Genomic DNA, 12166 nt, shown 5'->3' on the forward strand with positions numbered 1-12166 from the left:
TGGCTCTTGCAATCCCGTTCAAGTACTGCGCCGTCGTTTGCTGGACGGCACTGCATGCAGCCGCCATTGGCGTCATGGGTTCTCGGTCAGAACGGCCAGCGAATTCGGCGGTAGCGAAGGCCAGCGAACATCCTTCGGAAGGTAGGTCACGATTGACCGTTTTATTCGATGGTCGGGTCATGGCTGATTATCATCAGTTCTAGCTCGCAGACGCTTCCAACAACCTACATCTCCCATCGAACTGGACAGACGAAGACTTCAAGATCCGAATGCTTGCAGGCAACGATGCGCTGGTCGTCGTGACTGCTCGGAACAGGGATGTTGCGGTTATCGTGGAACTGCACGAACAGATGCCGAAGATCGACATCGAAAATGCGGATCATGTCGTCATCGGACGGCTCCACACGTCAGGCCAAATCGTCATAGCCGGGCTAACTGACTATCTTCAAGAGGTTCATGTTCGCGTTCCTGCGGGGCATCTGGACGCCATGGTCGTGTCGACCGGACTTCGCACCCTGAGTGACGTCGGCCTACGCCGGGCGTCTTTATTAGACGCGCAAAGGTCGCTGTAGCCCTTTGAATGGCTGCAGTTTTTGTCCTTCAATCGAATAAGATTAAAGGAAACATGCAGTAGATGGCGATGATCGGTACCGCGTGTATCTCTGGGCCCTGCGAAGCAGGCGGAATTACTGTCCTGCGCGCCAATGGCAAGACGATCGAACTCGAGGGTAGGGGCCCCCAAGTTCCGCGGCCGGCTGCCTACACATTTGAACCGGCGGCCGAGCCTTGATGCAAACCCTTGGTCGTCCTTATCGTTTCATCATGTCGCTCGCATCGGTTTCGCGCTGACGACGCCCCGCAACCATTCCAGATAGTAGCCGTAAACGAAGTGCAGGCCGATGCCGACGATCACGAAGAGCGTGCCGGCGATCGGGTTCCGGCCGGTCACGAACAACAGCACCTGACCGACCATCGCCAGGATAGTGCCGAAAATGAAGATCGGCAGGGAATGGCGGCCGACCATCGCCAGCGGGTGGTCGGCATCGAGCCGGGCGAGGCGATTGACGGCGGGAATGACGGCGACGAGATAGGCGATCGCGAGAACATGGCTTAGCCGCGTCAGTGACAGGAAGGTCTTGTCGAAACCGGTCAGCACCGCCGGAAGACCGAAGGACAGGTCGATGTTCCACCAGGAGAAGAGAACCCACAGCGCCGAAACGACGAGATAGATCGCGGCGAACGCGATCAGCAGCGGCCTGCGCGGCAGGACTGCGCCCTGGCGGATCGCGGTCATCGAGACGATGCCGATGACGAAGAGGAACTGCCAGGACCACGGATTGAGAAACCAGTAGCCCTCGTCGAGGAAGTTGGAGGGCACCAGCTTGAACACCCCGGCCACAAGCCAGAGCAGCGCGGAAAACACGAGGAGCAGCCGGCTGCTGATGCCGTTCAGCCAGAGGATGCCGGGCAGCATCAGGAACAGCACCGCATACATCGACAGGATGTTGTTATAGCCGAGTTGGTGCCCGAGCAGGACCATCGCGACGATGCCTTGCTCGGTCTGCTCGACGAAGGGTCGGATGTTTATCTCGCTGATCAGGTCCTGCCGGCCGAAATAGAGGGCGCCGCCGGCAAAGATCGCCAGTGTGACGATACTGGTCATGATATGGGCGACGTAGAGCGCCAGCGCCCGCCGCCAGATCTTGAGCGTCAGCGCCAGGCATGCGCCGGACACGAACTTGCCGCCATAGGCAAGCCCGACGGAGAGGCCAGAGATGAGCACGAAGGCCTCGGCCGAATCCGAGAAGCCGAAGTTCTTGTGGGTCAGATATTCGAGATATTGCCCGGGCACGTGGTTGACGAAGATCGTCAGAAGGCAGAGCGCCCTCAACACGTCGAGGCGCGTGTCGCGCTCCTTGGGAACCATGCGGGCGGATATCGTCGGGTTCGAGCCGCCCCCAAATGTGTTTTGCAGCATGCGGTCTAGTATCCGGGATCTGGCGCCCCTGCCCCACCCCTGTTGAAACGGGCACCGGACATGCGCTTAGCCCCAGGGGCAAGCGCACGTTCGATGCCGTCGATCGATGCACGAGCCCGTCAGGGTTCGTGCCGCCGGCAAATCAGCAAGAAAAAACCGGCCTTGCCCGTTCGGGTGCAAAGCCGGTTCCAACGTTCATTCAATACCGGCAGTTACAGCAAAATGCCTTCATGCGCGTTTTTTGTGACACTATTATTGATGCTGACGATCGGCTCGCGACTTTTTGCATCGCGCTTGACCGAAATCTTGTGCTTCGTGCCGTTCAGCGTCACTTCCGCCGAGTAGCCGTCCCAGGCCTCCGGCAACACCGGTCGGATGACCAGCTTGTCGCCATGTCGGCGGATGCCGAGAATACCCTCGACGCCGGCGCGGTAGAGCCAGCCGGCCGACCCGGTATACCAGGTCCAGCCGCCGCGTCCGGCGAGCGCGCCTTCGCCATAGATATCGGCGGCGACCACATAGGGCTCGACCCGATAGTGGTCCGCGTCTTCGCGGCTGAGGGCATGCGAGACAGGGTTCAGCATCTGGAAGACACGCCAGGCTTCCTCGGCCCTTCCCTGCTCGGCAAAGGCCAGCGCCACCCAGGTCGCCGCATGGGTATATTGGCCGCCGTTCTCCCGTACGCCAGGCGGATAGGCCTTGATATAGCCCGGGTCCTGCCTGGTTCTTTCAAGCGGCGGCGTGAACAGCCGGACAATGCGGCGATCCGGATCGACGAGTTCGGCCATGACCGCATCCATCGCATTCTGCGATCGCTGCTCGTCACCCTCGCCTGAAAGCACGCTCCAAGACTGGCCGATCGAATCGATCCGGCATTCGTCGCTTTCGCTCGATCCGAGCGGCGCGCCATCGTCGTAGTAGCCGCGACGATAGTAGTCACCATCCCAGCCGGCTTCGTCGAGCACCTTTTTCAAGGTGGCGAGATGCGCTTCCCAATGGCTGACACGCGCCTTGTCCTTGCGCTCGCGGGCAAAGGGCAGGAAGCCGCGCAGCGTGCCCGCCAGGAACCAGCCGAGCCAGACGCTGGTGCCGCGGCCGGCAATGCCGACGCGGTTCATGCCGTCGTTCCAGTCGCCGCCGAGAATGAGCGGCAGGCCATTTTCGCCGCTGCGCTTGATCGCGAGATCGAGTGCGCGGGCGCAATGCTCGTAGACGTCGGCGATCTCGTCCGAGATCTCCGGCTTGTAGAAGCTGTCGTGCTGCCCTTCCTCGAGCGCCGGTCCGGTGATGAAGGCGATCTTCTCACCGAGAATGTCGGCGTTCCCCGTCACTTCGCAGTAGTGCGTGACGGCATGGGCAAGCCAGACGACATCGTCCGAGATCATTGTTCGCACGCCGGCGCCGGTGCCCGGCAGCCACCAATGCTGCACGTCACCCTCGACGAACTGCCGCGCGGCCGCGTTGAGGATCTGTGCCCGTGCCAGTTCCGGCCGATGGATCAGGAACGCCAGCGTATCCTGCAGCTGGTCGCGGAAGCCGAAGGCGCCGCTCGCCTGGTAGAAGGCCGAGCGTGCCATGATCCGGCAACCAAGGCTCTGATAGGGCAGCCAGTTGTTGATCATGGTGTTGAAGGCCGCATCCGGCGTTTCCACCTTCACGATGTCGGTGAACTCGGTCCAGAAGGACTTGGCGGCGTCCATGACGGTGTCGAACGCAGTCTGGCGCAACTCGCCGAGAACCGAGCGCATCTGCTCGTCGTTGTCGGCGTCGCCGAGGATGAAGGTGAGCTGCTTTTCGGCACCGGGCTCGATCACCAGATCGGTCGCCAACGCCGCACAGGCGTCGCCATCCACATCGATCGAGCCGGAAAGCTCGGCGCCAGCGAAAACGGCCTGCGGCACCAGAATGCCGCCGACCCGCCCGAGGAACTCGCGACGGCTTGCCGTATGGCTCACACCTTCACCGCCATCGACAGCAAAGAAGGCCGAACGACCGGCATAGTCGATGCTGTAGGGGTTGGTTGCAACCAGCGCATCGGAGGCTTCGTCCCAGGTCGACAGAACGAAGGGCGCCATGCGGGCCCGGTTGTTGCCGAGCACCCATTCGGCAAAGCCGTAGACCTTCAGCTGGCGGGCAGCCGTGGAGCGGTTGCGGATCGAGATGCGGACCAGCTTGGCCGGCAAGGTCCGGTGCACCGTGTGGGCTGCCTCGATATCGAGATCGTCCTGTGTGCTGCGGAATGTCGAATAGCCAAGTCCGTGGCGCGTCTCGAAGACGACCGACCGGCTGCGCGACAGGGCAGCGTATGGCGTCAGCACTGCGCCGCTCGCCATGTCGCGGATGAAGACCGCTTCGCCCGGCCGGTTGACGACCACATCGTTGGCCCACGGCGTCAGCTGGTAGTCGCGCGAGTTGCGGCTCCAGGTGAAGGCGGCCCCTTCGGCCGAAACGTGGAAGCCGAACTGCTCGTTGGAGATGACGTTGATCCACGGCTGCGGTGTCGCCTCGCCGCCGCGCAGGCGCACGACATATTCGCGCCCACCTTCGGCAAAGCCGCCGTAGCCGTTCCAGAAATCGAGACCGTCGCCGACAATCTCCGCATCGACGGCGTCGGCCGGCTGCTGCGGGGCGGCGAGCAGAGCGAAGTTGCTTTCGCTGCCCTTCACCGGTGGCGTCGAATAGAGCGAATTGGCGCGGGCGATCTGGTCGGAGATCGTGCCGTTGCGGGCATGGAAGACGGCGCGGGAAGCCGACAAGAGCGTCGACCAGGTCTCCGCCTCCATCAGGTCGCGGCGCACCGAGAAGATGTGCTGGCGCGGACCGTCGGAGAGGCCGCGAAGCCTCAGGTTCTCGCACATCGAATCGAGCGCGTGCTGCATGTCCTGGGCATAGGACGAGGCCCGCTCGTTGATGATCACCAGATCGGCGGTAATGCCGCGCGCGCGCAGATATTCCTGTGCCCTGAGGGCCTCACGAGCGATGCCGAGGTCACCGTCATCGTTGATGCGCAGGCAGAAGATCGGGAAGTCGCCCGAGATTGCCAGCGGCCAGAGCGTTGACTGCGACGCGAGCCCCGCCTGAACCGTTGCGGTATCGGCGCGCAGGTGCATGTCGGGGTAGACGAGGTAGCGTCCGAGCATCTGGAAGCTTGCGGCCTCCTGCGAGGTGACGCCGACATGGCGCATCTGCACCTGACTGCGCGTCCAGGCATGGATCAGCTCGTGATTGAAGGTTTCCGTGTGCCTGTAGCGATCGATGGCGCGGTCGACGGCCTCGCGGTTCGGGGCCGCGATCGTCCAGAAGACGACGCTGACCTTCTTGCCGGCCGGAACCCGAACGACACGTCGAAGCGACATGATCGGGTCGAGCGTAAAGCCATCGGTTCCCGAAAGCACCGCGTCGGTGTCGAAGGCGGCGGCCTCGGCAAGGGTGCGCCCCTGGCCGATGAAGCGGCGACGGTCGGTCTCCGCCTCGGTCGGACGGTCGCTGCCGGCATTATCGGTGACGAGATGCGCCACTTCCATATCCGGATCGCCTGAGCTGCGCTTGTTGCGGCTGACATGGATGACGTCGCCGCGCCGGCTGATCTCCGTGCGCAGGAACATCTTGGAGAAGGCGGGATGCGCGCTGTCGGCCTCGTCGGTCGACAGCACCGGTTCGGCATAGGACGTCACCTCGATGAAGCGGTCCTGCGTTCCGGTGTTGAGCAGGATGACGCGGCGGCCTTCGGCATCGTGCTCGGTGGCAACGATGCACTCGACTTCGCTGGTGAGGTCGCCGACGGTCTTGACGAATTCGGCCTTGTCGTCACCGAACCGCGTCAGGAGCTTTTCGCCGACGGCGCGCCGGGGCTCGGCGGTGGCCGACCACCAGTCGCCCGTCGTCGTGTCGCGCAGGAAAATGAAGGTGCCCGTGCGGTCCTCGACCGGGTCCGGCTTCCAGCGGGTGACCGACTGGCCGTTCCAGCGGGCATAACCGGCACCGGTTGCCGTCAGCATGACGGCGTAGTGGCCGTTGGACAGGAACACGGTTTCGCGGTCCTGGGCGAGCGGGTTTTCGATGACCCGAACCTCCGGACGCAACAGATCGTCCTGGCCCTTGCCGAGCGATTCCGGCTCGCGCTTGGCGTTCATGATCGGAATATCGCGCGGCGCCTTTTCCTGCAGCAGCAGTTCGGCCGCCTCGATTACCGGATCGGCGTGGAACCATTCGCGCAGCCTGCCGGTGAATACGACGTTGGCGACAGCGGCGATCGACATGCCATGGTGGTGGGCATAGTAGTTGCGCACGACGGCGCATTTCTGCCCCTCGGGCACGCGCGTCGGCGTGAAGTCGACGGCATCGTGGAAGCCGTAAACGCCGAGCGCCCCGACTTCGCGCAGTCGACCGAGATTGGCGAGCGCCGCCTTCGGATCGTACATGCAGGCGAGAATGGAGGCGTAGGGCGCGATGACGGCGTTCTGCCCGAGGCCACGCTTGAGGCCAAGCGTCGGCACACCGAAGTTGGTGTACTGGTAGGTCAGCTCGTGGTCGCGCGCATTGAAGGCCGCTTCGGAGATGCCCCACGGCGTGCCGAGACGGCGGCCGTGATTGATCTGCTCCTTGACCACCAGATTGTTGGTCTGGTTGAGGATACCGCCCTGCCGCTCCTGCATCACCAGCGGCGGCATCAGATATTCGAACATCGAACCGGACCAGGAGATCAGCGCGCCACGCGCGCCGATCGGCACGATCGGACGGCCGAGCTTGTACCAGTGCTCGGTCGGCAGGTCGCCCTTGGCGATCGCGAACAGGCTGGTCAGACGGGCCTCGGACGCCAGAAGATCGTAGCAGGCCTCGTCGAGCTCATTGGCGTTGACGCGGAAGCCGATTGACAGCAGGCGACGCTCGGGCCGGAACAGGAAGCCGAAATCCATCGAGAAGGCGATGTCGCGAGCACGATCCTTTAAAACCGCCAAGCGCTGGCGCAGCGCTTCGATGGCGCCAAGATCGAACACGCCGTCGGCAATATGCGCTTCGCAGGTGGTGACCAGCGCGTTCGCCCACTTCGTCACTTCGCTGCTCTGGGCCGTGCGAACCTCATGGTCGAGGTTGACGGTCAGCTTGTGCATGTCGCGCGCCAGAACGGCGAGATTGATCACGCGGATCGATGCGAATTCATGCTCGCGCTTGACGGCAGCCAGAGCATTCTGGAAGCCGACGATGCGCTCCTCGATCAGGCGGCGCAGCGGGCGAACGGTCTTGCGGTCGTCAGGCAGGTCGTTCAGCACCTCGGCAAGAATGGCGACGACGTCGCCAATGCCGTCAAGGCTGCCCTGGACATGCGCCGACGGCGCTTCCGCCCATTCCCGACACATGGACGACACGGCGATCAGGTGGCCGGCAAGATTGCCGCTGTCGACCGACGAGATGTAGCGCGGCTCCATCGTTTCGAGCGTGTTGGTGCGGTACCAGTTGAACAGGTGGCCGCGATATTTCGGCATCCGGTCGATGGTCGCAATCGTCTGCTCCAGGCGGTTGATCGTTTCTTCGAAGCCGATCCAGCCGAAGTCGCGTGCCGACATGACCGAGAGTAGGTAGACGCCGATATTGGTCGGCGAGGTGCGCTCGGCCAGCACCGGCTGCGGCGTTTCCTGGAAGTTGTCCGGCGGCAGAAAATTCTGCTCGGCGGTCACGAAGGTCTCGAAATAGCGCCAGGTGCGCCGCGCGATCAGGCGCATTTCCTCGATCGCCTCGTCGGAAACGACCAGCTGGTCCTCGGTTTCGGCCGATTGGCTGACGAACCACGCGACAGCGGGAGAAAGCGCCCAGAGCAGGGCAAAGGGAATGCCGATGAAGGGCAGGCCGGTATCGGAAATCGCCGCAAGCGCCAGCGACAGAACCGACAGCGCCGGTGCGATCCACATCGCCTTGTAATAATCACCGATGCTTCCATGCCCGGCACTTTGCACCTGGGCAGCGGTGCGCCATTCCAGCATCAGCTTGCGGCTGACGAAGGTGCGGTAGAGCGAACGCACGATCGCGTCGCCCATCATCGCCGCGCCATGGGCGATGAAGACGATGCGAAGGGCGACCTGGGCATTGGCGGCACGAACTTCGGTCAGCACAGCATGGAGGTGGGCACGGGCGACGATGTCGTTGCGGCGCGGCAGGAGGCCATTGATCAGCGACAGCGTCGGGGCGACGAACAAGCTGAAGATCAGCACGATCTGCCAGATCAGCGCCTCGGTCGGCTGCATGTAGTACCAGCCCATGACAGAGGCGACGAGCCAGGCGCAGGGGATCAGCGAACGGCGCAAATTGTCGTACATCTTCCACCGGCCGAGCATCGACAGGCCGTTCGACGGGTTGAAGATATAGGGCAGCAGCTGCCAGTCGCCGCGGGCCCAGCGATGCTGGCGCGACATCTCTACCTCGTAGCGGGTCGGGAAATCCTCGACGAGTTCGACGTCCGTCACCAGCGCGCAGCGCACAAACGAGCCTTCGAGCAGGTCGTGGCTGAGAACGGCATTTTCCTCGATCCGCCCCTTGAGCGCGGCCTCGAAAGCATCGACGTGATAGAGGCCCTTGCCGGTGAAGCTGCCTTCGCCAGCGATGTCCTGGTAGACGTCGGAAACGGTGAAGACATAGGGGTCGATGCCACGATTGGCCGAGAAGATGCGCTGGAAGGCCGAGGCTTCGCTTCCAGTCGTCAGCGACGGCGTCACGCGCGGCTGTAGCAGGCTGTAGCCGGCAATCACCTTCTGTGTTTCCGGGTCGACGATCGGGCGGTTGATCGGGTGGTACATCTTGCCGACGAGCTTCGTCACCGCGTCGCGCATCAGGCGCGTATCGGCGTCGAGCGTCATGACATATTGAACGTTCTCCGGCACGGTATTGGCGCCCTGGAGGAACGAGGTGTCGCGATCGCCGCGCAGCAGCATGTTCAGCTCATGCAGCTTGCCGCGCTTGCGCTCCCAACCCATCCATACGCCTTCCGCCTCGTTGAAGAGGCGGCGGCGGTGCAGCAGGAAGAAACGCGTCCTGCCGTCATAGGCATAACGCGCCGAAAGCTCGGCAACCTCGCGCCGGGCATAGTCGAGAACATCGGTATCGGCCGGGGTTTCCTCGAACTTGCTGTCGATCCAGTCGCTGAGCAGCGCGAAAGAGATCTCGCCGCGCGGATTGGCGAGGTAGTGAACCTCGAGATTGCGCACGAGTTCGTCGACATGGTCGCGCTTGGAGATCAGGCAGGGCACGACGACGAGCGTGCGGGCATATTCCGGAACGCCATCGAGGAACTCATAGCCGACCAGGCGCGACGGTTTGACGAACAGCGTGACGAGCGTGTTGAACAGACCCATCGCACCTTCGGACGCCGGCAGCGCAAACAGCAGAAGCATGATCAGCTTCGCGCCGTTCGGAATATCCATCGGGCTGACGAAGGCATAGACGGCGACCATCGCCAGGATCGTCAGGAGAATGTTCGGTCCGGCGATCGCAAACCAGTCGAGCTTGCGGCTGAGGCGAATGATGCTCTGCAGCACCGACGGCCGGTAGCCGATCTTCTGCTCGAGCGCCTTGCGCTGCTTGCCGACAAGGAAGGAGCCAACGTTCGGCTCATGAAGCTGCGGCTCGACTGCAGCCACCGCTTCCGCTTCCTTCACCATCTCGATGGCGATCTGGGTGACTTCGTATTCGCTGTGGCCGGAGCGGCGCGCCAGCTTTTCGATCGTATCGCGGTATTTGTTGCGCGAGCCGAATTCGAGCGCGGCGTAATCGGAACCATCGCGCAGCGCCGCATCGATCTTGCTGACGCTTTCGAACCAGACGGCCCAGTCGGTATCGTCGATCTCGCGCAGGCTGCGGATGATGTTGCTCATCGTCGCATTGCCTGACGACAGGCGGTTCTGCTCGGCGACCAGCGCGTCCTCGACGTCGCTGCCGCGCTTCTCGAGCTGTTCCTCGATCCAGGCGATCACCGAGCCGGAGGTCTGCGAGCCATCGCGCATGCGGTAGAGCAGCTGGGCGACGAAGGTATTGTCCGCCGCAAGCGCCTCGGATTCGGCCAGCAGCGCTCGCAACTTTTCCGGGTCGTTGTGACGGATGATCTGGTCGGCGATGTCGTTGGCCTTGCGCCGCATGCCGCGCGAACGCTCGACGCGGATGGCGATGCGCCGCAGGTTCTCGATGAGAACGAAGCGCAGGATCGAGGGCAAGGCCCACAATTCGCCGATCTTGAACGTGTCGTGCTTCTGGAAGCCCTCGACCATCGCGGTAATGCTTTCCCGCGAGACCGTGCTGTGCGTATGGGCGACATAGAGCCAGGCGAGCGCCATCGTGCGCGGAATGACTGTTCCGGAGACGGACAGCGTGGGCAGCTGGCGATAGAACTTGCGCGGGAAGTCGCGGCGGACTTCCTGGATCGCTTCCTCGACCACGTGGTGGTTGTCGAGCAGCCATTCGGCGGCCGGCGTGATCGACGCCCCCGCTTCGACATCAGCCGCTGTTGCCCGATACACCCTCAGGATTTCGTTTTCATTCTCGCGGTGGCGCGGGCGGAATTCGAACGGGAAGAAGCCCGGCAGGGACGGTGCGCCCTTGAGCGCAAGGGTCTCGCCGCTTTGCCGCAGATCCTCCATCGAGAAAAAGGTCGAGCGGATCGAATCGTTGTAATCGATCTGTTTCGCTTCCGGTTCGCGAGAAGAGGAGGTCGGCGTGTTGTGAAGGGGCATGGGTGCTGGTTCTGAATCCAACCGGGGTTGATCGGCCCGGCTCTCGTTGTTCTGCCGGGTTGGCTGCGGTCCTGAAGTTCCAGGCTTGGCCGGCGCGTTGCTAGACACGGTCATGTGTCCTCCCATCCGCCGTCATTTTCCGGCAAACCGGAAACTGGCGGAAACTGGCGCCGCCCTTGAACTGGGCATCAGAGAAAGCAAAGCCGGCGGCGCATTGGTTTTCAAGGCCGCGTGATGCATGAAAGTGGCATTTTTTAGCCGTGGTGCCAACAGCTTGCAAGGATCGGCGGCGCAAGTTTGGACGAATTGCGCACACTCTCATCGGGCGAAAACGCAATAGTCCGCGCTCGCCTATGGCAACCTCAAATCTATGTATCAATTTTGCCCCTTCCCGGCGCATCTCTGGGTAGCAGTCCGTCGCGAAACGCCGACGGCGTCAGGAAGGTTCCGGCCATCGGTCGAAACATGTTCGAGGATGGGAAACCTACCCGACCTGTTCAGTGATCCATTCGCGGAAGGCGAGACTGATCGGGTTTTCGAGTTTGCCTTCCGGAACCGCGAGATAATAACTGTTCTCCGTCTGCATCGGCCGGTCGAGAACGATGCGCAATGTTCCCGCTGCCAGCTCCTGTTCGATCAGATAGCGGGGCAGCAAGGCGAAACCGAGACCGGCCGTGGCCGCCTCGATCACCATCGAGAACTGATCGAAGCGGTTACCGCGATAGGCACCCCTTCCATCCATGCCGTTGGCCTCGAACCATTGCGCCCAGAGTTTGGGTCGCGTCGCCAGGTGCAGCAGCGGACCGCCGACGATATCCTCCAGCGTCGCCACCGGATTGGCCGCAAGCAGGGTCGGGCTTGCCGCCGGCACGATGATCTCGCTGCAGAGATAGCTGCAGGTGGCATGCGCCCAAACCGGCTGGCCGTAGTGGATGGCGATGTCGAAGTTCTGCTCGTCGAAATCGAAGGGTGCCGACCGCGACGCGATATTGACCACGGTATCGGGGTGCTGGCGAAGAAAATCCGGCAGGCGCGGCACCAGCCAACGGCTGCCGAAGGTCGGCAGCGACGCGATCGACAATGTCGAGTCGCGCGCGCCGAGGCCATTGCCCGCACCATCAGCTCTTCGGTCTGGTTGAGCAGGCGGCGAACCTCGGGCAGGAACTTCTGCCCGGCCTCGGAGAGAATGACGCGCTGGCGCACCCGCTCAAACAGGAGAACGCCGAGCTGGTTCTCCAGATCCTTGATCTGACGGCTGACGGCACTCTGGGTCAGATTGAGTTCGGCGGCTGCCTGCGTGAAGCTGCCGTGCCGTGCCGCGCATTCGAAAGCCTGCAGCGTCGTAACATCAGGAACCAGTCTGCGGCTTAACTTCATTCCAGCCTCGCATCAACATAGTCACAAGCAGCGCGATCAATGGCCGCTTCCTTTGGATATGATCCGAAATGAGAATGACCTTGTCCTTCACCCATAG

3 protein-coding genes and 1 pseudogene are annotated in these 12166 nt (G+C 62.7%); 1 reads left to right on the forward strand and 3 read right to left on the reverse strand.

Annotated features, from left to right (window positions below; translation table 11 throughout):
- Positions 1-269: 269 nt before the first annotated feature.
- Positions 270-572, forward strand: coding sequence for a hypothetical protein (locus tag BKP54_RS23000; RefSeq protein WP_025425241.1), 303 nt, complete (start codon positions 270-272; stop codon positions 570-572).
- A gap of 248 nt (positions 573-820) precedes the next feature.
- Here BKP54_RS23000 and opgC read toward each other — a convergent pair whose 3' ends face one another.
- The 3 genes and pseudogenes from opgC to BKP54_RS23015 all read right to left on the reverse strand — a co-directional run bounded on the left by opgC (position 821) and on the right by BKP54_RS23015 (position 12069).
- Positions 821-1978 carry an OpgC domain-containing protein gene (gene opgC, locus BKP54_RS23005; protein ID WP_084815014.1) on the reverse strand — a complete coding sequence of 386 codons (1158 nt, stop codon included), beginning with the start codon at positions 1976-1978 and terminating at the stop codon, positions 821-823.
- Between the two features lie 212 nt (positions 1979-2190).
- Positions 2191-10806 carry a cyclic beta-(1,2)-glucan synthase gene (gene ndvB / locus BKP54_RS23010; protein WP_057210880.1) on the reverse strand — a complete coding sequence of 2872 codons (8616 nt, stop codon included), beginning with the start codon at positions 10804-10806 and terminating at the stop codon, positions 2191-2193.
- Positions 10807-11176: 370 nt separating this feature from the next.
- Positions 11177-12069 (reverse strand): annotated as a pseudogene (locus BKP54_RS23015) (LysR family transcriptional regulator).
- Positions 12070-12166 lie beyond the last annotated feature (97 nt).

Source organism: Ensifer sp. 1H6, from assembly GCF_001976035.1.
In the GTDB taxonomy this organism is placed as follows: Bacteria; Pseudomonadota; Alphaproteobacteria; order Rhizobiales; family Rhizobiaceae; genus Ensifer; species Ensifer canadensis.

Coding starts and splice junctions, on each gene's coding strand:
- BKP54_RS23000 (WP_025425241.1), top strand. CDS start 270: ATGCTTGCAGGCAACGATGCGCTGGTCGTCGTGACTGCTCGGAACAGG.
- ndvB (WP_057210880.1), bottom strand. CDS start 10,806: ATGACCGTGTCTAGCAACGCGCCGGCCAAGCCTGGAACTTCAGGACCG.
- opgC (WP_084815014.1), bottom strand. CDS start 1,978: ATGCTGCAAAACACATTTGGGGGCGGCTCGAACCCGACGATATCCGCC.